A 23,010-nucleotide genomic window follows, 5' to 3' on the forward strand; every position below is an offset into this window, starting at 1 on the left:
TTTGCAAAATGATGCCTCAAAGATGACTAGATACGTTTTTTTACTAATTCTACTGCTTCCTTACCAGTCAAATGTTCCACCTGTATTTTTAAAACACATAAAATGCTCCATTCTCGCCGAATTTCCTTTTCCCCTGCTTCATCCAAACCGGGAGCATATTTGTAATTTAACAGACGCATGACCCTTAATTTTTCATCATCTTCTGTAATTTCTACAGCTTTACCAAATGCAACGACACTTCTGAAATATGTTGTAAATTCTTCTGGAACAATTTGTTCTTTATCAATAACACAAAAGGAAACTTTATTATCCTTTTTAATAGCATCTAATTTATGGCCTGCTTTGGCACAATGAAAATAGATTGCATTGTTTTCATACACATAATTTACTGGAACAGTGTAGGGATAGCCCTCATCGCCCAAGACCCCTAAAATACCTGTTGAGCTGTTTTGCAATATATCTTCTGATATTTCCCTGGGTAACAATTGCTTTTTTCTTCTCATCTGTCTGAACATAAAATACCCCTCTTTCTTTACGAAATAATAAAACGTGCAATCTGACACATAATCATTCCTCTACTATACCATACAGGAGTACCCCAGTCATACGCACCGTCCAAACTTAGTTTATTATTAAACTGGCATCTTTTTGTATTTTTTTAACATATATATATACAAGATATATGAACCAACAAATAACAGCAGGGAAATACAAAGCCCTGTCAGCCTGTAATCCACCGGCAGCACCACAGAAACCGCTCCAAACAGAACTCCAAGCAGCATGAAAGGAAACATCCCCAAAAATGCTGCAAAATTCTGTTTTACAACCTGTGTCTCACTTTCCCATTCATAATCCGGCATCATCAGATTGATGAGCAGACCCCATACAGCGGTACCAACACCAAAGGCCAGGAGAAGCAGATAATAAACAACCCCACCCACCAATCCCGGCTTCATCCCAATCACAAGCATTGTGGCACTGATCAGCGCTCCCGGAACCGTAGCCGTGAGGTTGACCAGAATTTTACTGTTCATAATAGCCTTCATGTCTACAGGCATACTCTGAAGAATCCAAAGGCTTTTTCCCTCCAGCGAGACGGAGGCCATCGTTGTACAACACATGCCTAGAAACGCTGCTGCTGCATAGGGACCTGCCTGTAACATATATTTCGCTGCTGCCGGCTCTTTAAGAAGCTCTGCCAGCTTGTCCGGACCCAGCAGCATCAATGCCCCTGATAAAAGAATGGCCATCATTACACCTGTCACCGTATTTGTAAAGTATACGGTGCATCCCGTCCAGCGCCGAATTTCTTTCCGATACAAGGCGCCAGATATACTCTTTTGCTTTATCCCATGTATGTGGTAGGTTGAGGCCACATAGCTGGCTGAAACAGCCGAATTAATTTTCTTATAACGAAAGGATATCGCCCATACAAACAGCAGATAGCAGCCAATGGATAATCCGGCCAGCAGCAAAAATGCAGGCAAGTTTCCCCTGAGCACTCCTAAGCTGAAAAGCCCGGCAGGCGGATAGTCACGTTTAAGTATACGAATGGTTTCATCCAGCATTTTCTTAATATATGCAGCATCCAAATTTCCATTTTCCATCGATATGCTGCTGAAAGATAGTGAAAACGAGCCCACCAGTATCGCACAGGTAAGCAATAAAAGTAATGCTGCACTCACGATACCAGAGTGTCTAAAGCGGGAAGAAACGGCTGTAACAAGACTCCCTGTCATTACCGATATTGTAGTTGGTATCAGGCTGACAATCAGCATTCCTACAATCCATATTAGATAAGATTGTGCATCCGGGCGTTCCCACACTGCATATACGCTACCCATAGGAAGCATAACCAGTATGGATAGAAAGGTATTCCACAGGTAAAGATTCATAAATCTACTGGCTATAACCGTTGATGTTTTCACGGGAATTGACATCAGAAAATCATAATCCCTGTAGCCGAAAAGCTCTCCCGGTGCTTTAAATACCGTAAACACCAGTGTAACGACGCTGCTGATGAAGAAGCTGAGAATCGGTACCAGTTCCGCCAGTCCCAGGTAGCACATACCATAGGCCGCAGCACCCATGTAAAAAGCCATGATAGGTAATAGTACAAGCATCGTCACCAGAAGCAGAATTTTATTGTTTCGTTTTTTTGAATCTTTTCCGTATCTTATCTCATTGATTCCCGTCTGGGCGGCCAGACGATTGATAACCAGAAGAAAACATTTATTTTTCATTCCGCCTTCCACCTTCCTCACTGTCTACCTTATTCAGGAACAACTCTTCGAGGGATTCATTTCCGCGGACAGAAGACATATCTCCCTCTACCACCAGTTTACCATGGTCAATCATCGCCACTTTCGTGCAAAGTTTCTCCGCCACATCCAGAATATGTGTGGAAAAGAAGACCGCCCCACCCTCTTTACACAATTTATGCATCTGATTCTTTAATACCACGGTGGCTTTGGGGTCTAATCCTACAAAGGGCTCATCCAATATCATCAGCTTAGGATGGTGAATTAACGCACCGATGATAGCCAGCTTTTGCTTCATCCCATGTGAATAGGAAGAAATAAGGTCTCCTAAATTTGCTGTAATTTCAAATTCATCTCCATATTTTTGAATATCCTGCTCCCGGCTCTTAGCAGGTAATCCAAAGATATCCGCAATAAAATTCAGATAACCAATTCCCGTAAGATGTTCAAATAAATCAGGGTTATCCGGTATATATGCGAAGATTGATTTACATTCCAAAGGCTGGCTCTTAATCGACATTCCATCAATCAGGATATCCCCTTCTTCAAAATCCAGAATACCGGCTATAGCACGAATTGTCGTAGACTTTCCGGCACCATTGTGTCCGATGAACGCATATATATCGCCAGACTCAACAGTAAGCGTCAGATTATCTACTGCCTTCTTTGTCCCCTTGTAAGTCTTACTGAAATGATTAATCTCAAGAATACTCATCTCTGCTCCCCCTTTTCCATACTATACATGTTCCTGGTAACTCCATATCACATATACCTGTATTATTTTTCCTTGCTTCTAATAACGTTACACGCAACTTTCTCAAACAAAAATTTAATAATTTCTTTGAAAGCCTCACTTGTAATTTCTCTATCCCAATACGCTTCTCCTATGCAATATCAATCTCTAATCAGATGGATCATAAATTATACTCTCTCTATGATTTACCTTTTCGAGAACAAAAGCTTGTCAATTGTAATTTTGGGACGCCACCAATTCCTTGCTTGTTCAAACTCTGAATAGTTGTTGTACCATTGCCACGAAATGTCGAACCCACCATCCGTTTTCTGAAGCTTTTCAAGAGTTTTGCATTCTATATCAATTAGTCCTTGAATCTCTTTTGTAATAAATCTTTCATACATTCCTGCAAAAAAGTCAGAGGGCACTGGCACATACTCCACACCATATTTTTCAGGATCCTTGCAAATTGCACTTCCTATTTTTTTAGATAAAACAGAATATGTCGCATTCAAGTCTATCACATTTCTAATATTATTTTCATAAAAGAGTTCATAGCTCAACAAGAAGCACTTCAAAGCATCTCCTCCGATATCATCGGCATTCTGCAAATAAGAAAATGCATCCCGCACAATCTGTGCATAATACTCCTTACTGTTTCCAAAACAGACCATGAAAGCTGCGAGAGACACCGTGGGATTAAAGCCGTGAATTCCGTCGCTCTCTCCCTTTTCCCACCAGATGGCATGTGGATAATCCTTATTACTGTCAATTGCAAACAGCCAACGCTTCCGGTCCTTATTAAACGAAACGTGGGAAGATAGATAGCGGATGATTTCCTGCACCATTTCACTAGTGTTGTCCAATGCACCGATTCTGTAAAGAGTAATAATTGCATCATTGGTCGCAACTGGATTAGAATTTGGATTCCAATTATCAGCTTCTAAACCATGACCGAAACCACCATCCGTATTCTGATACTTCTCCAGTTCCATTATCACATTATCTTTCGGTCCATTGTCAAAAAAATAGTTGAATAATGCCAATTCTAAAGGTCTGGCATTTTCTAAAATAAATTTCCTTGCTTTCTCACACCTCATCAATATCTCCCTCTCATATTCTCGTCTTTCGCTTTCTTTAATCTGCTTATATAGTACCATTTCACTACTGAATAGGCAAACAAAACTTTAGCACTTCACCTTCGGATATTTGCCCAAACATCTTCGGGTATGAAGATCGAAATATCACGCTCTAAATTGCTAAAGCAGATTCAATATCCTTTACTTTTAAGGATAATTAAGGTCGGGAACAGAAGGTATTTCGAAAACAGATCGCCACCGTATACTGCATCTGTTATGTTGATGATGTCAGCCATTAGAATTCTATCTATTTTTAAAAAGCCTCTTACGTTTAGATCTAATAAAGCTAATTTCTCGCATTGAACATACCCTTCCGTACTATCTGTTCTGATTTTAATATGAAGAGGGCTGGGCATGCTATCCTGAAAAATGGGACAGCCAATAATTTCTCCGGTCTGATTAAACCCCTTCCAAGCACACCGGCAATCCCATTAGCCAGCACAATCGTCTGCCCGGTTCCATCCATAAGCTTTGACATGATAACAAGTCCAATGACCGCAATGCCTGACGGCATCGTCATAGATATAGAATTTACAAATATCCTTTTGATTCCGCCCTTCTTAATCCAGCCGCGCTTTCTATAATATGCCAGCCCAATCAAAGAAGCTGCCAATAGAAACATGCTGGCATCCCCAATTAAATGTTCTTTCATCCACTCCACATCTTTATGTCGATTTGCAGCATTTACAACAATAAAATACTTGTCCGTGTCCAAGCGATAAACAATCAGATCATCTACAACACCGCCCCTTTCATTACACATTGGACTGTATCGAATCCGGCCCGTTTTCTGACTGCCATATGTTCCTCAATTACACCGGTATATTGTACCGGAAGAAGGTAGCCGGCAAACGGAACCATTTTCCCTCCCTGTTCCACATGGCAATCATATAAAGGTGTCTTCAATTCCATTTGTTTTTCTTCCCTTTCTTATTTTTATTTGCTGCAGGTTGCAGCCATTATCCACAAAAAAGACGGAAACGCACCCTTAACTAGGTGCGTCTCCGTCCTGTAACCTGAAAGATTCTTCCTCAATATCTTCCAGCATATTGAAAAGTTGCTTCTTCGGCGAGTTGATCACTTCTTGGCAGCCAACTGCTTTCCAGAGTATTCGTCCAATTCCGGTCCTTTTACCTGAGAGATTTTCACGCAATTCCCCTTCGGTGCTGCATCAGACAAAATACCTGTCCTACAGACTCTCCCGAAACCTTCAATCGATTTATATGTCATTTTTTCTATAATAAGTTATTTCTCCCAGAATTTCAACTGTCATTCTTACAGTCTTGCATAACTGATTTCGTCATAATGTACAAATGCATCCATTTACCAATCTTCAAATTGAAGATTGTATTTATTGATAAATTCCTTCATAAATGAATCTGTGGGTTTTTGTTCTTTCTAAGTATAAATCCTTGTAATTTCTCTGTTCCTCTGAAAAACTTGATGTTACATCTACCCACTCTACCATATAAGTCTCCTTCCTAACAAGTAACTATTTGCGTTCCGGTTAACTGCTTATGGCAGTTTCAACAAATGTACTTATTATATATATCCTGGACATCATTTATACATATTATTCTACCACAGTTTTCATAAAAAAACACCCCAAGACAAATCCTGGGGTGTTGTAAGCTGTTCTGGAACGTCGTAAGACGTGCCGAGCAGTAGAACAATTATCTCTTGCTGAACTGCGGTGCCCGACGTGCTGCCTTGAGACCGTATTTCTTTCTTTCTTTCATTCTTGGATCACGGGTCAGATATCCGGCTTTCTTTAAGAGCGGTCTGTATTCACCGTCTGCCTGAAGCAGTGCTCTTGAGATACCGTGTCTGATGGCACCAGCCTGTCCTGTGTATCCGCCGCCATGGACATTTACAAGGACATCGAATTTGTCAACTGTCTCTGTTGCAGAAAGAGGCTGACGTACGATAACTTTCAGTGTCTCTAATCCAAAATACTCATCTATATCTCTTTTATTGATCGTAATCTTACCTGTACCTGGTACTAAGTAAACTCTTGCGATAGATTTTTTTCTTCTTCCTGTTCCGTAGAATTTTGCGCTAGCCAATGTTTTTTACCTCCTCATTAAAATGTTAATACTTCTGGTTTTTGAGCCGCATGCGGATGCTCTGCACCAGCGTATACATGAAGCTTAGTAAGCATCTGTCTTCCCAGAGGGCCTTTGGGAAGCATGCCTTTTACAGCATTTTCCATAACCTTCTCAGGTTTCTTAGCCAACAGCTCTTTCAATGTGGTTTCCTTCATACCACCAACATAGTCAGAATGGTTGTAATAGATTTTCTGTTCTAACTTCTTGCCGGTAACTTTGATTTTCTCGGCATTGATAACAATCACATAGTCACCTGTATCAACGTGAGGAGTAAACTCCGGTTTATTTTTTCCTCTTAAAACTTTTGCTACTTCTGAAGCCAAACGTCCCAATGTGCAATCGGCAGCGTCAACTACATACCATTTCTTTTCAATCTTATCTGGATTAGCCATAAAAGTATTCATGGATTTACCTCCTGTAATCATTTTCTTATACTAAAATATATATGTGAAAACGCCATACCGGGGCTTTTGGCTTAGGCATTTACATACATTGGTCACATTGAACTATTATATTATACTCATCCATGCGTGTCAAGACTTTTTTCCGCAGCAAGACCCGGTAAATGTAGCATTTCATCCCATTCGGGATAGTGAATCCCAACCAGTGTCAGGCCCAGTGCCCTTGCTGTGGGCCCGGCGGCCTCACGGTCTTTCGCTTTTAGTATCTCCTGTACATGCTCCGGAGGATAACTTCCCTTTCCCGTTTCTATCAAGGTTCCGGCTATGATTCTGACCATGTTATAGAGAAATCCGTTACCGGTAATCTTAAGATGAATCATCTCATCCTCCTTCCAGACCTCCAGTGAGTAGACGGTCCGGACTGTATTTTGCACCTCCGGTGATGCCGTGGCAAAGCTTTTAAAATCATGTTCTCCCACCAGAAAGGACGCTGCTTTTTTCATGGCTTCCACATCCAGCCGACCATACCAGTGGTAAGCATTCAACCTGCGGGTGGGATCTCCAAAGGTTCTGTTCAGTATCCGGTACTCATAGGTCTTTACCGTACTCGTAAATCTGGGGTGAAATTCCGCCGGGACTTCCTCCGAACTTTGTATACGTATATCTTCCGGAAGTCTGGTATTCAGGGCATATGAAATTTTATCCGCGGGCATCCTTGCAGTTGTATCAAATACTGCCACATTTCCCAGGGCATGGACTCCGGCATCCGTTCTGCTGGCTCCTATGGTTTTAATTTCTTCCCCCAGCAATTCACTCAATGACTGATTCAGGACTTCCTGAACCGTAATTCCATTCGGCTGTATCTGCCAGCCGCAGTAATTGGTTCCATCATATGCCACAATCAGCTTTACCCGTTTCATAGCGTTCTCCTTCTTCACCACCCCAACAGACCCCGCGCTGCAATACTGATTCCGAGATAAACCAGAAGAATTCCATAGGCCACATAATCTTGCTTCGCATACCTGAGTGGTTTCATCTGTGTCCTGCCTGTTCCGCCATGGTAGCAACGTGCCTCCATCGCCAGTGCAAGATCGTTGGCTCTCCGGAATGCAGATACAAACAGCGGTACCAGAAGCGGTACCATGTTCCTGACTTTCTTAATCAGATTTCCGGTCTCAAAATCTGCCCCCCGGGCAATCTGTGCCTTCATGATTTTATCCGTTTCTTCCAGAAGTATGGGAATGAATCTGAGTGCAATGGACATCATCATAGAGATTTCATGGACCGGTACGTGGATGACAGCAAGTGGCTTCATCAGCCGTTCCAGGGCATCCGTCAGCTGATTGGGAGTGGTCGTCAGTGTCATGATTGATGAGCCCATAATCAGATACACCAGACGAATTGCCATCCGCCCCGCCAAAATCAATCCTTCCCTGGTGATACTGATAAATCCAAGTTTAATCAATACCTCGCCGGGAGTAAATATTATATTGAAAAATAACGTAATAAACAAAAGTACCAGGATGGATTTCAGACCTTTTACCATAAATTTAAACGGTACTTTAGAAATCCATATGGCAGCTCCCAGGAATAAAGTGCCCAATATATATCCCCAGCTTTTAAATAAAAAAAGTGATACAATATACACCAATGTACCGATGAATTTTACACGGGGATCCAGTCTGTGCAAAACAGAATCTGCCGGATAATATTGTCCTAATGTAATATCTCTGATCATCTTTTTATCCCACCTGTATCAATGTTGTGGGCGAGTGCATGCAGAATAGAGTCTTTCGCTTCATCCACTGTGGCCGCATTCACATCCACATCCATCCCCTGTCCTTGTAGTGCATGCATAATATAAGACATCTGCGGCGCCGCAAGCCCCATCTCCTCGAGTTGTTTGTAATGTGAAAAAACTTCTTTTGGAGTTCCGTCATATGCTTTCTTACCCTCATTCATAACAATCAGCCGCTCCACGTATTTTGCAATGTCCTCCATGCTGTGGGATACCAGCACAACCGTAATTCCCCTGGTCTTATGCAAATACGCAATCTGGTTTAGTATCTCATCACGTCCCCGCGGATCAAGTCCTGCCGTGGGTTCATCCAACACCAAAACATCCGGATTCATAGCCAGAACTCCTGCAATGGCAACCCTGCGTTTTTGGCCGCCGGAAAGTTCAAACGGTGACTTTTCATAGAACTCCGGGGATATGCCGACATGCCCCAGAGCTTCTGTTGCCCTGACCCTGCATTCCTCCGGGGCCAATCCTTCGTTCTTGGGGCCAAAGCATACGTCCGTCAATACATCTGTCTCAAACAACTGATGCTCCGGATACTGGAATACCAGTCCCACATGAAAGCGAAGCGCTCTTAAGGGATAGCCTTCTGACCAGATATCCTGCCCTTCGTACAGCACTCTTCCGCTGGTAGGCTTGATCAACCCATTTAAGTGTTGTATCAATGTGGATTTTCCACTTCCTGTATGGCCGATAACACCTATAAACTGTCCCTGTGAAATCTCCAGATTTATATGATCCAGTGCATGAACCTCATACACAGTTCCGGGGCTGTAGGTGTAGGTGACTTCTTCCAGCTTTATAGATTTCTTATGATTCGCACCCGTCTTTTCAGGTTCTGTCCTCTTCATTTCAGGTAAGCGGATCGCGTCCTCTTTGTCTTTTTTTTGGTTCTGACCAGATTCTAATGTGATTCTTTCTTTCATCCAGGGAAGTGATATCAGTTCCTCTATTGTCAGAATTCCTTTCGGAATATTCACTCCTGCCTTCTCAAGTTCATGAGCCAGCAGTGTGACCTGCGGGACGTCCAGGCGCAGTTCCTTCAGCCGGTCTACCTGAGAAAATATTTCCCTGGGAGTCCCCTGTATCACAATCCGGCCCTTATCCATCACCAGTACGTGGTCTGCAAAGATTACCTCTTCCATATAGTGTGTAATCAAAATGACTGTTACACCTTCCTCCTTGTTCAAATCACGAACTGCCTGAAGCACTTCCTTTCTGCCATTCGGATCCAGCATAGCTGTGGGCTCGTCAAGTACAATACACTTTGGACGCATGGCCATAACGCCTGCAATCGCTACCCTTTGCTTCTGTCCTCCAGAGAGTTTGTTTGGAGAATGGTGACGATAAGCCACCATCCCAACTTTTTCCAGACTTTCATCTACCCGCTTCCAGATATCTTCCGTGGGAACACCCATGTTCTCAGGGCCAAATCCTACATCTTCTTCTACTACGGTCCCGATAATCTGATTGTCCGGATTCTGGAATACCATACCGGCTTTCTGTCTGATTTTCCAGATGTCTCCTTCCTTGGAGGTATCCATATTATCTACCCAGAGAGTCCCCTCCGAAGGTACCAGAAGTCCGTTCAAATGCTTTGCCAGTGTCGATTTTCCACTGCCATTATGACCCAGAATCGCGATAAACTGCCCCGCTTCAATATCCAGGTTCACATCATCAATCGCGCGGTTGACCTCCGGCTCTTCACCTTCTTCATTATATTTAAAATAATCAAATCCCAATTTAGACGCTTTAATAATTCCCATAGCAGAATTCCTCTATCAATTCCCATATTTCATCTCTGCCTTGCTTTGTCTGGGCTGAAAATGGAATAACCGGTGTTCCCTCCACCACATCCAGTTCTGTGCAAATCAGTTTTATCTGCTTTTGAATCTGGCTGCGTTTTATCTTATCCAGCTTGGTAGCGATGATGATTGGCTGAAATCCATTATGGGTAATCCAGTCATACATGATTTTATCATTGGCAGAAGGTGAATGTCGGATGTCAACAAGCAGAAAGACAGCTTTCAGGGTTTTGGAAGAACCCAGATAGCGTTCTATCATCTGTCCCCACTTTGCCTTTATTTCTTCGGAAACCCTGGCATATCCATATCCCGGCAGATCCACCAGATACATCTCTTCATTGACATGATAAAAATTAATGGTCTGTGTCTTTCCCGGCTGGCTGCTGGTTCGCGCCAGGGACTTTCTGTTAATCAGTCCATTAATAAGGGAGGATTTCCCTACATTAGACTTGCCGGCAAAGGCAACTTCCGGCTTCCCTGTATCAGGAAGTTTACTTGTAATTCCGCATACGATATCCAACGATACCTGTTTTATCACCATCTGTTATTCTCCCAGGTTTACAATTGCTTTGTCCAACACCTCATCCATGGATTCCATGAAGCAGATTTCCAGACCATCTTTAATTTCAGTTTCAATTTCTTCCACATCCGGATGATTTTCGGCTGGTACCAGAACTGTAGTGATTCCTGTTTTCTTTGCAGCCAGAAGCTTCTCCTTCAACCCGCCAATTGGCAGTACTCTTCCCCGAAGGGTAATCTCTCCGGTCATCGCCACATCCGCCCGTACCGGAACACCGGTAATTGCAGATACCATAGCTACAGCCATGGTTATTCCGGCTGACGGTCCGTCTTTTGGAACCGCACCTTCCGGAATATGTATATGGATATCATTTTCCCTGAAAAATTCCTTTGGTATCTGATACCTCTCTGCCACTGACCGGATATAACTGATTCCCGCCTGAGCAGATTCTTTCATCACATCCCCCAACTGTCCGGTCAGAAGAAATTCTCCTTTTCCCGGCATGATGTTTACTTCAATCTGAAGCGTGTCTCCCCCGGCACTGGTCCACGCCAATCCGCGCACGATGCCAATCTCCGGCTTTTCATTTGCCTTCTGGTAATTGAATCTGTGTCTGCCGAGAAATTCTTCCAGATTTGTCTTATCAACCTTCACCGCAGACGTCTTCTCTTCCAGGATTATCCTGGCTGTTTTTCTGCAGATCTGCCCGATTTTACGTTCCAGACTACGAACGCCTGCTTCCTTCGTATATCCGCTGATGATCTCTTTTAGTGCATCATCTTGTATCTGAAGCTGCCCGGCTTTTATTCCATTCGATTCCATCTGTTTGGAAATCAGATGTTCTTTCGCAATATGCTCTTTTTCATTCTCTGTATAACCGGAGACTTCAATCAGCTCCATACGATCCAGAAGCGGTTTGGGAATCGACTGCACATTATTGGCAGTAGTTATGAATAATACCTCTGACAAGTCCATGGGAATTTCCACATAATGATCTACAAACTTACGATTCTGTTCTGCATCTAAAACCTCCAGAAGCGCCGAGGAAGTGTCTCCCTTATAGTCTGAACTGACTTTATCGATTTCATCCAATAATATCAGCGGATTCTTCACTCCCGCCTGGCGAATCCCTGATGCAATCCGTCCCGGCATAGCTCCTACGTAAGTTCTCCTATGTCCTCTGATTTCCGCCTCATCACGTACACCGCCCAGGCTGATCCGAACATACTTTTTATTTAAAGCCCTTGCGACTGAGCGGGCAATGGATGTTTTTCCGGTCCCCGGCGGTCCCACCAGACACAAAATCGGGCTGTCTCCCTTATGAGTTAATATACGTACTGCAAGGAACTCCAAAATACGTTCCTTTACTTTAGCCAGTCCGTAGTGATCCGCCTCCAGTATTTCCCTTGCCCTTGCCAGATCTCTGGAATCTCTGCCTGCTTTGCTCCAGGGCAGAGCCAGCAAGATCTCAATATAGCCTCTGGTAACAGCACCCTCCGCAGGATTGCCGCCTGTATTCTCCAATCGCTTAATCTCTGCGAATACCTTATCCTTAACAGTCTTTGGAGCCTGAAGTTTCCCTGCCAGTTCGCGGAAACGCATGAGTTCAGACTGCACATTATCCTCACCCAGTTCCTCTTTAATTACTCTTAACTGCTCCCGTAAAACATATTCCTTCTGATTCTTATCTACACGTTCTTTTACCTTCGCCTGGAGCTCAGCCCGAATCTCCAGGATTTGTATTTCATTGCTGAGAATAATTCCAAGCAGCTCATAGCGTTCTGAAAGGTCTATGGTCTCCAGTAACTTCTGCCGCTGCTCATACGCGAGTGGAATATTGATGGATATCTGATCCACCATCTGCTCTACATCCTGGCTCTCCATAATCTGGTTCAAGAGTTCCTTGCTGATCCTGCTGTTCTCTCTTCCATAGGCTGCAAAGATCTCTTTCATGCCGCGCAGCATGGCTTCCTTCATATTCTCGTTCTCAATCCTGGATTTTTCTTTTTCGATTTCCACTACTTCTGCCTCCAGGAATGGATCATTTGATCCAAAGCGGGTCAATTCTGCGCGGCTTTCACCTTCCACCAGAATTCTCAAAATACCTTTCGGCATCTTTACAATCTGCTTAATAACAGCAATCGTTCCGATTTTATATACGTCAAGCGGACCCGGATCTTCTATGTCCGGGTCTCGCTGTGTGATTAAAAAAACTTTCTGATCTAAGAGCATGGCTGTTTCCACTGCTTTCACGGATTTTCCCCTGCTCACGTCAAAATGAACAATCATATCCGGCAAAATAGTCGTGCCGCGAAGCGCAACAGCCGGTATAACTCTACTCAGGTCACTCATCTGTACTCCTTTAAGCATCCTCCTTAAGCCGTCTCCGGTCTTCCTTTTCTCCTGCTCTGCTTACGTCTCGGCACCGGAGCCGGCTCTCCATATTCAATCATAGGAGTTGCTTTCTTATCCACTGTTTCCTCTGTAATTCTGCAAGACTTAATTGTATTATCAGAAGGCGTCTCATACATCAGCTCCATCATAGTTTCCTCCATGATAGCTCTGAGCCCTCTGGCACCGGTTTTCCGTTCCAGTGCTTTCTTTGCTATTGCCTTAAGTGCCGCTTCTTCAAACTCCAGCCTGACTCCATCCAGTTCAAATAATTTGTGATATTGATTAACCAGTGAGTTTTTCGGTTCTGAAAGAATCTGTACCAGCGCTTCCTCATCCAGCGCATCCAGCGACACAACCACCGGAACACGTCCGATAAATTCAGGAATCATACCAAACTTAACAAAATCCTGAGGCATAACTTTTCTCAGAAGTTCTCCTACATTCCGGTTTTTGTCTCTGCCGATATCCCCGCCAAATCCAATAGCCTTGGTGTCCTGCCGGGTTTCAATAATCTTATCCAGACCTTCAAACGCCCCGCCACAAATAAAAAGAATATTTGTCGTGTCAATCTGAATAAACTCCTGATGCGGATGCTTCCTTCCCCCTTGGGGCGGCACACTGGCCACTGTTCCTTCCAGGATTTTCAAAAGTGCCTGCTGTACACCCTCACCCGATACATCCCTGGTAATGGATGCGTTCTCCGATTTTCTTGTAATTTTATCAATCTCATCAATATAGATGATGCCATGCTGTGCGCGTTCCATATCATAATCTGCCGCCTGAATCAGCTTCAGCAGTATGTTTTCAACATCTTCACCGACATAGCCTGCTTCCGTCAGAGCTGTTGCATCTCCAATGGCAAATGGTACATTTAACAGCTTTGCCAGTGTCTGAGCCAACAGAGTTTTTCCGGATCCGGTTGGTCCCAGCATTAATATATTACTCTTCTGAAGCTCTACATCTGAAAAATCCTGTGCCATAACACGTTTATAATGATTGTATACAGCTACAGACAATACTCTTTTTGCATCGTCTTGACCTATGACATACTCATCCAAAAATGCCTTGATTTCTTTCGGTTTCATAAGGTTTATTGTATCGGAATCTTCCATCTCCGGAACGAACTCTTCCTCAATAATTTCTGAGCATATGCCCACACACTCATCGCAGATGTATGCGCCATCAGGACCGGCGATCATCTTACGTACCTGTTCATCATTTTTACCGCAAAATGAGCACCTGATTCTGGGTTCATTTCCCTTTATTGCCATGTTTATCATTATCCTTTCTATAGATAGGGTTACAACTATAAGCCCACTTATTCATGGCCAAACCATGATGAAATAGGTCGAAAGGGTGCTGCAAGCGCAGTACCCCTCCACCACATATCTTATCTGTTCGTAATAACTTTATCAATTAAACCATATTCCATAGCATCCTGGGCTGACATGTAATTGTCACGCTCGGTGTCAACTTCAATCTTCTCCAACGGCTGTCCGGTATTGGATGCCAGAATTTCATTGAGTTTTTTCCTTGTTTTCAAAATATGCTCCGCAACGATATTAATTTCCGTTGCCTGTCCCTGTGCTCCGCCTGACGGCTGGTGAATCATGATCTCCGCATTCGGCAGTGCCAGACGCTTGCCTTTCGTACCGCCTGACAACAAAAAGGCACCCATACTTGCCGCCATACCAATACATATGGTCTCCACATCACACTTGATATAATTCATCGTATCATAGATGGCCATACCGGCAGTCACGGAACCTCCCGGACTATTGATATACAGATGAATATCTTTTCCCGGATCCTCCGCTTCCAGAAACAAAAGCTGGGCCACAACTACACTTGCGCTCACATCCGAAACTTCTTCTCCAAGAAAAATAATACGATCCTTTAACAGCCTGGAATAGATATCATAACTTCTCTCACCCCTGCTGGTTTGTTCAATGACATAAGGTACTAAACTCATTTTGTCAGCCTCCCTTTCAGAATTTTACTGCCAGGCCCGCGGCCTGTTTGCCGTAATTATTTACTTTTCAACTGCATTCTCTGCCAGGAATGTTACTGCTTCCTGAACAGCCAGGTCTTTCTTCATCTGCTCTTTCTCGTAGTCTCCGAGCATATCCTGGAATTTATCTGCCTCCATCTTATACATCTCTGCCAGATTTTTGATTTCCTCCTGGAGTTTATCCTCTCCGGCTTCGATATTTTCAACTTCTGCCACTTTTTCAAGAACAAGTCTTGTCTGAATACGCTTTAATGCCTGAGGCTTCATCTGCTCCTGCATACTTTCCGATGTAGAGCCCGTGAACTGCATATATTGCTCCATGGTAAGTCCCTGGGACTGGATTCTTCTTGCGAAGTCATCCACCATCTGATTTACCTGACTTTTAATCATAGCATCCGGGATCTCCATCGTGGCATTTTCAATTACCTTTTCCACAGCCGCATCTTCTTTTGCACGCTTTGCTTCCGCTTCTTTTTTACTGATCAGGTTTGCCTTTACATCAGCTTTATACTCCTCAAGGGTATCAAATTCAGACACATCCTGTGCAAAATCATCATCTAATTCAGGCAGTTCTTTTGCTTCGATTTTATGAATCACACATTTGAAAACTGCTGCTTTTCCCTTCAGCTCTTCTGCATTATAGTCGTCCGGAAAGGTTACGTTAACCTCTGCTTCTTCTTCCACGTTCTTACCCACAAGCTGCTCTTCAAAGCCCGGAATAAAGGAATTAGAGCCCAATGTCAACGGATAATCCTTGCCTGCTCCGCCTTCAAACGGAACACCGTCAACAGCTCCTTCAAAATCAAGGGTTACCGTATCCCCCTCCTTTGCTGCTCTGTCTTCGACCGTAATCGTCCGGGCATTCTTGTCCTGTTCTTTTTTCAGTTCTGCTGCAATGTCTTCATCTGTTACTTCTATATCTGTCTTCGGGACTTCCACTCCCTTGTACTCTCCGAGAGTCACTTCAGGCTTTACAGCCACTTCTGCCGTAAAAATAAACGGCTTTCCTTTTTCTATCTGAACAACATCGATTTCAGGCTGAGATACAATTTCCAGCTCAGATTCTGCAGCCGCACTTGAGTAGTGCTGAGGAATCAGTGAATTCGCGGCATCTTCATAAAAAATACCTGCGCCATACATCTTCTCAATCATAGCTCTCGGAACCTTCCCTTTACGGAATCCCGGAACGCTGATTTTGTTCCTCTGCTTCAGATATGCTCCCTGGATGGCCTTTTCAAAATCTTCTTCTGAGACTTCGATGGTAAGCTTTGCCATATTCTTCTCTAAATTTTCGACCTGTACGCTCATGTTTGTAATTTCCTCCTTGATATCTATGAAAATAATCCTTCCGGATAATTCTGCACATACTTACAGTCATTATTGCAGTATAGCATAAACACCTGCAAATGAAAAGTATTTTTTTGAAGTTATCCGCGTAAACCTGTTAAGACTGTTTATATGAAAATGTATGTCCATAAACAATTGCAGTCTTTAATTCTGCCGCTGCTTCTTCCCCTTTCAATAGGCGTATCAGCTCGAGGCTGTAGGCGATAGCGGTTCCCATGCCCCTGCTGGTGGTAATATTCCCATCCGTCACCACGGGCTCATATGAGACTTCAGCATCGAGGAGTTTTTCTTCCATCCCCGGATAGCATACTGCTTTTTTCCCTTTCAGAAATTCGTTCATTCCCAGAATTACCGCCGGCGCTGCGCAGATGGCAGCGAGATGCTTTCCTTCGTTGTTTTTTTCCTTCAGAAGTTGAATCAGCGGACTGTAGGTAGCAAGATTCGTCGTTCCCGGCATTCCTCCCGGAAGCATAAACATATCTCCATCGGAAAAGTCTGTTTCAAGAAATAAGCGGTCTGCCTTAAATTTTATCTTATGTGCTCCTTCGATGGTATTCGTTCCCATGATAGAAACTGTCTCCACATCAATTTCTGCCCTGCGCAGCAAATCCACCGGAGTCAATGCCTCTATCTCTTCACAACCGTCTGCTAAAAATATATATGCTTTTGCCATATGTCTATCTCCCTTTCTTGTTAAAAATTCCCTTTCTTTTTCCCGTACTTCTATGCTACAATGCAATTAAAATCTATATGAAAGCAGGATTTATATGGAAATCGAACGCAAATTCCTGGTATCCGGACTTCCGGATGGCCTGGACCAGTTTTATCATTATGAAATCGAGCAGGGATACCTGTGCACAGAGCCCGTGGTTCGTATCCGCCGTCAGGGTGATGCATACTTTCTCACTTACAAATCCAAGGGGTTTCTGGTCAGAGAAGAATACAATCTCCCCCTTACCAGAGAAGCTTATGAGCATATGCGCCCTAAAGCCGATGGTCTCATAATTTCAAAAACCCGCTATGTCCTGCCCATAGAATCAGAGCTGAAAATCGAATTGGATATCTTCCATGCGCCTTATGAAACACTTCGCCTTGCCGAAGTTGAATTTCCCGATGAGGATACAGCCAGACAGTTTATTCCTCCGGCCTGGTTCGGAGAGGATGTTACTTTTTCTGAAGCCTATCAGAACAGTACTCTGAGCAAAGGATTTTTCCAAAATCCACATAACTGAACTGTAGCAAATCCTTTAGTTTTAGTAACAGTATACTACCTTTTTTTAAAGCAGGCAAGTTTAGACAACACAAATGACAGTGAGAAGCGGACTTCCGCTTCTCACTGTCATAATAATAAGGTTCATTTTTTACCGGTACTGCATTCATTCAAGTACTTTTTTTGCATATTCGGTAGTCACCAGTTCTTCATAAGGGGCACGCTTTGAAAGCTGGTCTGCACTTTCCAGAATATCCTGCAGCAGTTCAAAGCTTTCTTTTTCATAGACCAGATCACCTTTCCAAGTGTCCTGTTCATAATAACGGGTCACGATTGTAACGATTGTATCCACATCTGTTTCTTTAAATTGGGGAGCTATCACCTCTGCAATTTCTTCAGGGGTATGATTTTGGACATAATCCATTCCTTTTTGCAGTGCATTCGTGAATGCCTGAATAACCTGCGGATTTTCCTCCATATAGCTGCTCTTGGCACTATAAGACGTATAAGGTACATATCCCGAATCCTTGCCAAGAGATGCAACCACATAGCCATCCCCCTGTTTTTCCAGGGCTGTGGCTGCCGGTTCGAATTCTATCGTGTAATCCCCCTGGCCTCCGGAAAATGCGGCGGCGGTGGAACCAAAGTCGATACTTTGATTGATATTCATTTCCCCGGGATCGATTCCGTTTTGTTTCAGTACATATTCGAATACCATCTGAGGCATTCCGCCCTTCCGTCCTCCCAATACATCTTTTCCTTTAAGAATATCCCACTGGAAATCAGTCTCCTTCTCCCTTGAAACCAGAAAGTTACCTGCTCTTTGTGTAAGCTGGGCGAAATTCACCACAACATCATTCGCTCCTTCCAGATAAGCATAGATGGATGATTCGCCTCCCATGAAGCCAATCTGAGCCTCTCCGGAAATCAACGCTGTCAAAACTTTATCCGCGCCAAACCCAGTTACCAGCTCCAGATCTAAGCCCTCCTCTTCAAAGTATCCCTCTTCAATTGCCACATATTGGGGTGCATAGAAAATAGAATGGGCAACCTCGTTCAACGTTACTTTTGTGAGTGCCTTCTTGTCAGAATTTTCCGAAACAGAAGTTTCGGATACGGAGCTCTCGCCGGATCCGTCAGTAGATTTTGATTTATCTGTTTCACCTGAGCATCCGGCAGCTAAAGTACCTGTCAGAAGCGCAAAACAAAGTAGAATAGAGATTTTTTTTCTCATAGGATCCTCCTGTTAAAACTTTACGGTGCTATACTATATGAAAAAAAATCATGAATTGTCACTTTTCAAAATTCAAAATACGTATTGAATGCCGCAATACAATGCGCTACCGGTACCACACACAGCAGACAGAATAGAGCCGCCCCACTCATAATACAGATTCTGAAAACAGATATATTTCTATACTGAAAGATAATCGAACATATAAAAACCAAGAACATCCAGATCATGAAAATCAAAGTTATAATCCGTTTATCTGTAAGCCCATATACACTGATATAAAGCAGCATCTTACTCATAGCCGTCACAATCAGAAGGAGTGTCAGTGTGGAGAGCAGGACATTTTCTCTTTTTAGCCATACATTTTTTCCGGATCCTGTTTTTGCAAATAAATTTGCTCCAAAAAGTATTACCAGGTTTACTACTGAAATGTCACACAGCTCAAAGAAACCACGGCGGGCATACTCTGCATAAGTAAACTCCTCCGGTCTTATTCCCACAAAAGCCGAAAACAGGTATCTGGTCTGAAAACCGATAAAGAGCAGATAAACCAGGCATACAAGCAATACTGCCGTATGAATTGCGATATCAGGTATGATTTTGATATTCCGTCCCGACTCCCTGATGTTCTCTTTCTTAATCCGGTCTGTGTTTCTGTCATGAGTCACTCCATAAATAAGTCCGAATAAATAGGCGCTGACCGGGAGTGAAAACAGAAATTTCAAAATGTACTCGGAAAAATTCTCCCTTATAAAAAATCCACTGTATCTCATGAATTGTTCAAATCCGGAATCTGCACTGCCCAACAGAGGCAATATTATCGTTAAAAGGGGAACTGTGATGATAATTCCCAATCCTACTGCCCATATTTTGCCCGCCGGATGTTTTCCGGCGCCTTCTTTCTCCTCTCTCCCGCCAAGTAACACCTTCGCATGGCAGATGATATTATGAAAAGGGATTATTAGCACAGCATTTACGCTGTCACAGAAGACCCATTGTGAAGTTTTCCGGTTTTCCATCAGCTTTCCGCCTATTGCAGATGTCCAGTACAGTGAAACAAATTCCAAAGCTAAAATCTGAAAGGCAGGCATAATACTCCACCAGGCATAGGGAATCCCTATCCCTAAAAGTATCAACGTCCAAAAGTATCCTTCTTTCGCTGGCTTCCTGCCCTTTAACAGCATATAAGTTACAACCAGAACTGTATAGCCTATGGTAAATATGGCAATATTTCTTCTGAAATGCTCGTTAAAAATCCCATTGATAAATACATATCCTAAGACCAGATATATAAATGCAAATACGCGGTCTCTGCCATCCGCTGTAATTGGACTTTCCTTTGCTTCACTTTCTAATAATTCTTCCTGACTATCTGTCATATTCTGCTCTCCCATAAAACCCTCCTCTACCGCGCCTCTTCTATGTCTTCCACATACTCCAGAATATCCCCCGGCTGGCACTGAAGGGCTTTACATATACTGTTCAGAGTACTTAGCTTGATTGCTTTTGCTCTTCCATTTTTAAGTATCGAGATATTTGCCATGGTAATGCCTACTCTCTCAGATAATTCGGTCACACGCATCTTTCTCTTAGCCAGCATCACATCCACATTTATGATAATTGCCATATGCTCCTCCTATATCGTCAGATCCTGATCATCCTGCAGCTGACTGGCCTTATATACCAGATGAGAAAGCGCAGCACTGGCAACTGCTATAAATACACAGATAAATAATATGACCACAATGCCAAATAGAAAGCCAATACTGTACCGATACCATCCCTTAACGCATGCGGCAGCCAATAATATAATATAAAGCACACAATCCACCAGTATAAAATGACTCATGCCTTTTAAAGCATTGGCGTTTTCTCTGCAAAACGACTGATCCATCCCGATTCTGACGCAGATTCCCCAGAACTTCCACAGGCATAACAGACATGGTATTGCGGTAATCCAGATAAATATACAGGCAAGCCGATACTCAGTTTCTCCTATATCATTTAATATCAGATCTTTCAAAACAAACGGTAAAAACCAACCTGCAAAAGCCAAAAACAATATTGTAATTACAATTGTCACAAGCTTCAGGTACACGGACATCTCTTTTTGTTTCATAAACCGCCCTCCCAGACTTATTCGTGTATTTATTATACAAAGTGCTTCTCTGAATGTCAATCATTATTTATTGTATCTCGATAAATAATGATTGACTTATTATATGGGAGCGAAGTTTTCTATCTGACTATATAATAAAAAAACTTAAGTAAAAAACTACTAACCATATATACAGTTAGTAGTTCCGGGCTTTTCGGGATCAGAACATCGCGTTCATGAACTAATTATCTTATATTTTATCGCAGACCCTGCAATCATAGGGCTCCTCCGGGAGTTTTCCCTCACACCACGCCATGCGCACGGGCCGTATCGGACAGTTCCTGCATGCATCATACAGCCTGACGTTACTTATTTCCAGATCTTTAAAAATTCCGTCCTGATCCATATTAATTGTATATTGCTGGTGCACGGTTAACTCGTTCAGGTGCTCCTGAAGCCACTTTCTCTGATGCTCTGATAAACCGCCATTTCTTTTCCCAAGCGCATAATCCAGATCCGGCTGAAGGCTGGCAGTGCCATTTGGCGCACGAAACTCAATCAAAGCCAGATATCCCTGGCGAATTAATTCACTGACCGGATCCGTTCCTTTATAATCCTTCCCCAGTATCCGCCGGGCTGCCTCTGCATGATACGCCTCTTTCTTTTCAAAAAATTCACCTTCCGGTGATAAAAAACCATCCGCCATACATATAATACCCCTCTCACCAAGTTATAGCATTTCACTCTCTTCCAGCAGACGCAAAAGAGCAGGTTTCAGTTGAAAACACTGACATAGTTTTTGTATCTCTTCCAGCATCAACTGTCTATGCTTCTGTGTAATATTGGACTTTACAGCCCTGATCAATAGATTCTTAGGGGTATGAGACAAGTCCACAAATTCCATCAGCTGTGTTTTATAACCACAGTACTCCAGCAGATTTCCCCGTATCGCATCGGTCATTAAAGCCGCCGTACGCTCTTTTACAATACCGTATCTTTGCAAAATGCTGATTTCTTCACTATTCATCTGCCCACAAAGCTCATGCTGGCAACAAGGTACAGAAATTATCATCCCGGCATTCCACCGAATGGCATTAAACAGGGCATAATCCGTAGCTGTATCACAGGCATGCAGAGAAATCACCATATCCACCGGCATCTCGCTTTGATATCCATTAATATCACCTACTATAAATTTGAGATGATCGTATCCATACTTCCTTGCTGCTTTATTACATTTTACAATTACATCTTCCTTCAGATCAAGGCCTGTCATCTCTATCTCTAATTTTTTCACAACGGTCAGATAATAATACACAACAAACGTCAGATAAGACTTTCCACATCCGAAATCAATGATACGAAGCTTATCCAGCCCGGATTTGTCCACCGCATCATCAATAAACTCCACAAATTTATTAATCTGACGGAACTTATCGTACATCGTACGGACTACCTTGCCCTCTTTGGTGAAAACACCCATATCAATCAGAGGTGGAATAATCACTCCCTCCTCCAGAAGATATCTCTTCCTCCGGTTATGCTCCGGTCTGATTTTCACAGGCACTTCTAACTCCCTCTTCTGAAATAAGATTTTTCCTTTTTTTGAGATTTTTACAGCATATTCCCTCGTTTCACCCCAGGCATTCAGTTGGCCAAACCCCTCCTTCAAAAGTTTCTCACTATAGTCTGCCGCCCTGTTTAGTTCCAGATTCTCATGAAACGCCTGCTCCTCCGTCAGTTTTTCCACCTGATAAAAATTTTCCCTTCTCTCCAATATGATTTTCCTGTAAAGAAAGTCCTGATTCTTCTGATTGCTGAATATCGCTTTCCGGATCTTATCCGAAAAGATGCAGCTCAAGGTCTCCCGTAATTCCTCCATGTTTTCCTAGCTCCTGTCATAACCCACAAACGTGTCCAAATCCGGACGAACCCGGTGTCTGAACAC

At 43.1% G+C, this 23,010-nt stretch carries 21 protein-coding genes, 3 pseudogenes and 2 riboswitches; of the genes and pseudogenes, 1 reads left to right on the forward strand and 23 read right to left on the reverse strand.

What is annotated here, in order from left to right:
* Positions 1-26: 26 nt before the first annotated feature.
* The 17 genes and pseudogenes from KNL20_RS13840 to KNL20_RS13915 all read right to left on the reverse strand — a co-directional run bounded on the left by KNL20_RS13840 (position 27) and on the right by KNL20_RS13915 (position 17,193).
* Positions 27-515 (reverse strand): pyridoxamine 5'-phosphate oxidase family protein, encoded by a 489-nt coding sequence (locus KNL20_RS13840; RefSeq protein WP_230398315.1) that lies wholly within the window; start codon positions 513-515, stop codon positions 27-29.
* A 117-nt stretch (positions 516-632) separates the two neighbouring features.
* Positions 633-2,243 carry a putative ABC transporter permease subunit gene (locus tag KNL20_RS13845; protein WP_230398316.1) on the reverse strand — a complete coding sequence of 537 codons (1,611 nt, stop codon included), beginning with the start codon at positions 2,241-2,243 and terminating at the stop codon, positions 633-635.
* A complete protein-coding gene (locus KNL20_RS13850) occupies positions 2,233-2,970 on the reverse strand; it encodes an ABC transporter ATP-binding protein (protein WP_230400124.1) in 738 nt (245 codons plus the stop codon). Before KNL20_RS13850 ends, KNL20_RS13845 begins: the two co-directional genes overlap by 11 nt.
* 230 nt (positions 2,971-3,200) lie before the next feature.
* The gene (locus KNL20_RS13855; RefSeq protein ID WP_230398317.1) at positions 3,201-4,094 is read right to left on the reverse strand and encodes a hypothetical protein; all 894 of its coding nucleotides are present in this window, start codon (positions 4,092-4,094) and stop codon (positions 3,201-3,203) included.
* 658 nt (positions 4,095-4,752) lie between these two features.
* Positions 4,753-5,045: pseudogene (locus tag KNL20_RS16305) on the reverse strand (glycine cleavage system aminomethyltransferase GcvT); the annotation flags it as partial.
* A gap of 90 nt (positions 5,046-5,135) precedes the next feature.
* A riboswitch (glycine riboswitch) is annotated at positions 5,136-5,241 on the reverse strand.
* 4 nt (positions 5,242-5,245) lie between these two features.
* Positions 5,246-5,347: riboswitch (glycine riboswitch) on the reverse strand.
* Between the two features lie 459 nt (positions 5,348-5,806).
* The gene (rpsI, locus tag KNL20_RS13865) at positions 5,807-6,199 is read right to left on the reverse strand and encodes a 30S ribosomal protein S9 (protein ID WP_230398318.1); all 393 of its coding nucleotides are present in this window, start codon (positions 6,197-6,199) and stop codon (positions 5,807-5,809) included.
* Positions 6,200-6,216: 17 nt separating this feature from the next.
* Positions 6,217-6,645, reverse strand: coding sequence for a 50S ribosomal protein L13 (rplM, locus tag KNL20_RS13870; RefSeq protein WP_230398319.1), 429 nt, complete (start codon positions 6,643-6,645; stop codon positions 6,217-6,219).
* Positions 6,646-6,761: 116 nt separating this feature from the next.
* The gene (gene truA / locus KNL20_RS13875) at positions 6,762-7,562 is read right to left on the reverse strand and encodes a tRNA pseudouridine(38-40) synthase TruA (protein WP_230398320.1); all 801 of its coding nucleotides are present in this window, start codon (positions 7,560-7,562) and stop codon (positions 6,762-6,764) included.
* Between the two features lie 14 nt (positions 7,563-7,576).
* The gene (locus KNL20_RS13880) at positions 7,577-8,380 is read right to left on the reverse strand and encodes an energy-coupling factor transporter transmembrane component T family protein (protein WP_230398321.1); all 804 of its coding nucleotides are present in this window, start codon (positions 8,378-8,380) and stop codon (positions 7,577-7,579) included.
* Positions 8,377-9,294, reverse strand: coding sequence for an energy-coupling factor transporter ATPase (locus KNL20_RS16460; RefSeq protein WP_456299670.1), 918 nt, complete (start codon positions 9,292-9,294; stop codon positions 8,377-8,379). Before KNL20_RS16460 ends, KNL20_RS13880 begins: the two co-directional genes overlap by 4 nt.
* Positions 9,295-9,390: 96 nt before the next feature.
* Positions 9,391-10,209, reverse strand: a pseudogene (locus tag KNL20_RS16465) (energy-coupling factor transporter ATPase); the annotation flags it as partial.
* Complete coding sequence (gene yihA / locus KNL20_RS13890; RefSeq protein ID WP_230398323.1) at positions 10,196-10,789, reverse strand: ribosome biogenesis GTP-binding protein YihA/YsxC; 594 nt, start codon at positions 10,787-10,789, stop codon at positions 10,196-10,198. The pseudogene KNL20_RS16465 and the gene yihA, both read right to left, overlap by 14 nt.
* A gap of 3 nt (positions 10,790-10,792) precedes the next feature.
* A complete protein-coding gene (gene lon / locus KNL20_RS13895; RefSeq protein ID WP_230398324.1) occupies positions 10,793-13,120 on the reverse strand; it encodes an endopeptidase La in 2,328 nt (775 codons plus the stop codon).
* Positions 13,121-13,143: 23 nt separating this feature from the next.
* Positions 13,144-14,433, reverse strand: a complete 1,290-nt coding sequence (gene clpX / locus KNL20_RS13900; protein ID WP_230398325.1) for an ATP-dependent Clp protease ATP-binding subunit ClpX — start codon at positions 14,431-14,433, stop codon at positions 13,144-13,146.
* A 119-nt stretch (positions 14,434-14,552) separates the two neighbouring features.
* Positions 14,553-15,137, reverse strand: a pseudogene (gene clpP, locus KNL20_RS13905) (ATP-dependent Clp endopeptidase proteolytic subunit ClpP); the annotation flags it as partial.
* A 57-nt stretch (positions 15,138-15,194) separates the two neighbouring features.
* Entirely contained in the window at positions 15,195-16,481 is a 1,287-nt protein-coding gene (tig, locus tag KNL20_RS13910; protein WP_230398327.1) for a trigger factor, read from the reverse strand.
* Between the two features lie 136 nt (positions 16,482-16,617).
* Positions 16,618-17,193 (reverse strand): DJ-1 family glyoxalase III, encoded by a 576-nt coding sequence (locus KNL20_RS13915; protein WP_230398328.1) that lies wholly within the window; start codon positions 17,191-17,193, stop codon positions 16,618-16,620.
* 94 nt (positions 17,194-17,287) lie between these two features.
* On the opposite strand from KNL20_RS13915, the gene KNL20_RS13920 reads away from it, so the two are divergent.
* Positions 17,288-17,752 (forward strand): CYTH domain-containing protein, encoded by a 465-nt coding sequence (locus tag KNL20_RS13920; RefSeq protein WP_230398329.1) that lies wholly within the window; start codon positions 17,288-17,290, stop codon positions 17,750-17,752.
* Between the two features lie 144 nt (positions 17,753-17,896).
* Here KNL20_RS13920 and KNL20_RS13925 read toward each other — a convergent pair whose 3' ends face one another.
* The 6 genes from KNL20_RS13925 to KNL20_RS13950 all read right to left on the reverse strand — a co-directional run bounded on the left by KNL20_RS13925 (position 17,897) and on the right by KNL20_RS13950 (position 22,944).
* Positions 17,897-18,964: an ABC transporter substrate-binding protein gene (locus KNL20_RS13925; protein WP_230398330.1), complete on the reverse strand. Its 1,068-nt coding sequence runs from the start codon at positions 18,962-18,964 to the stop codon at positions 17,897-17,899.
* Between the two features lie 65 nt (positions 18,965-19,029).
* Positions 19,030-20,358, reverse strand: coding sequence for a DUF4153 domain-containing protein (locus KNL20_RS13930; RefSeq protein WP_230398331.1), 1,329 nt, complete (start codon positions 20,356-20,358; stop codon positions 19,030-19,032).
* A gap of 11 nt (positions 20,359-20,369) precedes the next feature.
* Positions 20,370-20,591 carry a helix-turn-helix domain-containing protein gene (locus KNL20_RS13935; protein WP_230398332.1) on the reverse strand — a complete coding sequence of 74 codons (222 nt, stop codon included), beginning with the start codon at positions 20,589-20,591 and terminating at the stop codon, positions 20,370-20,372.
* A 9-nt stretch (positions 20,592-20,600) separates the two neighbouring features.
* Positions 20,601-21,083: a DUF2975 domain-containing protein gene (locus KNL20_RS13940; RefSeq protein ID WP_230398333.1), complete on the reverse strand. Its 483-nt coding sequence runs from the start codon at positions 21,081-21,083 to the stop codon at positions 20,601-20,603.
* Positions 21,084-21,312: 229 nt separating this feature from the next.
* Positions 21,313-21,768: a hypothetical protein gene (locus KNL20_RS13945; protein ID WP_230398334.1), complete on the reverse strand. Its 456-nt coding sequence runs from the start codon at positions 21,766-21,768 to the stop codon at positions 21,313-21,315.
* Between the two features lie 24 nt (positions 21,769-21,792).
* A complete protein-coding gene (locus tag KNL20_RS13950; protein WP_230398335.1) occupies positions 21,793-22,944 on the reverse strand; it encodes a class I SAM-dependent methyltransferase in 1,152 nt (383 codons plus the stop codon).
* Between the last annotated feature and the right edge of the window lie 66 nt (positions 22,945-23,010).

It is taken from the genome of Novisyntrophococcus fermenticellae (assembly GCF_018866245.1).
Classification (GTDB): domain Bacteria; phylum Bacillota; class Clostridia; order Lachnospirales; family Lachnospiraceae; genus Novisyntrophococcus; species Novisyntrophococcus fermenticellae.

Coding starts and splice junctions, on each gene's coding strand:
- KNL20_RS13840 (WP_230398315.1), bottom strand. CDS start 515: ATGTTCAGACAGATGAGAAGAAAAAAGCAATTGTTACCCAGGGAAATA.
- KNL20_RS13845 (WP_230398316.1), bottom strand. CDS start 2,243: ATGAAAAATAAATGTTTTCTTCTGGTTATCAATCGTCTGGCCGCCCAG.
- KNL20_RS13855 (WP_230398317.1), bottom strand. CDS start 4,094: ATGAGGTGTGAGAAAGCAAGGAAATTTATTTTAGAAAATGCCAGACCT.
- rplM (WP_230398319.1), bottom strand. CDS start 6,645: ATGAATACTTTTATGGCTAATCCAGATAAGATTGAAAAGAAATGGTAT.
- truA (WP_230398320.1), bottom strand. CDS start 7,562: ATGAAACGGGTAAAGCTGATTGTGGCATATGATGGAACCAATTACTGC.
- KNL20_RS13880 (WP_230398321.1), bottom strand. CDS start 8,380: ATGATCAGAGATATTACATTAGGACAATATTATCCGGCAGATTCTGTT.
- KNL20_RS16460 (WP_456299670.1), bottom strand. CDS start 9,294: ATGAAGAGGACAGAACCTGAAAAGACGGGTGCGAATCATAAGAAATCT.
- yihA (WP_230398323.1), bottom strand. CDS start 10,789: ATGGTGATAAAACAGGTATCGTTGGATATCGTATGCGGAATTACAAGT.
- lon (WP_230398324.1), bottom strand. CDS start 13,120: ATGAGTGACCTGAGTAGAGTTATACCGGCTGTTGCGCTTCGCGGCACG.
- clpX (WP_230398325.1), bottom strand. CDS start 14,433: ATGGCAATAAAGGGAAATGAACCCAGAATCAGGTGCTCATTTTGCGGT.
- tig (WP_230398327.1), bottom strand. CDS start 16,481: ATGAGCGTACAGGTCGAAAATTTAGAGAAGAATATGGCAAAGCTTACC.
- KNL20_RS13915 (WP_230398328.1), bottom strand. CDS start 17,193: ATGGCAAAAGCATATATATTTTTAGCAGACGGTTGTGAAGAGATAGAG.
- KNL20_RS13920 (WP_230398329.1), top strand. CDS start 17,288: ATGGAAATCGAACGCAAATTCCTGGTATCCGGACTTCCGGATGGCCTG.
- KNL20_RS13925 (WP_230398330.1), bottom strand. CDS start 18,964: ATGAGAAAAAAAATCTCTATTCTACTTTGTTTTGCGCTTCTGACAGGT.
- KNL20_RS13930 (WP_230398331.1), bottom strand. CDS start 20,358: ATGGGAGAGCAGAATATGACAGATAGTCAGGAAGAATTATTAGAAAGT.
- KNL20_RS13935 (WP_230398332.1), bottom strand. CDS start 20,591: ATGGCAATTATCATAAATGTGGATGTGATGCTGGCTAAGAGAAAGATG.
- KNL20_RS13940 (WP_230398333.1), bottom strand. CDS start 21,083: ATGAAACAAAAAGAGATGTCCGTGTACCTGAAGCTTGTGACAATTGTA.
- KNL20_RS13945 (WP_230398334.1), bottom strand. CDS start 21,768: ATGGCGGATGGTTTTTTATCACCGGAAGGTGAATTTTTTGAAAAGAAA.
- KNL20_RS13950 (WP_230398335.1), bottom strand. CDS start 22,944: ATGGAGGAATTACGGGAGACCTTGAGCTGCATCTTTTCGGATAAGATC.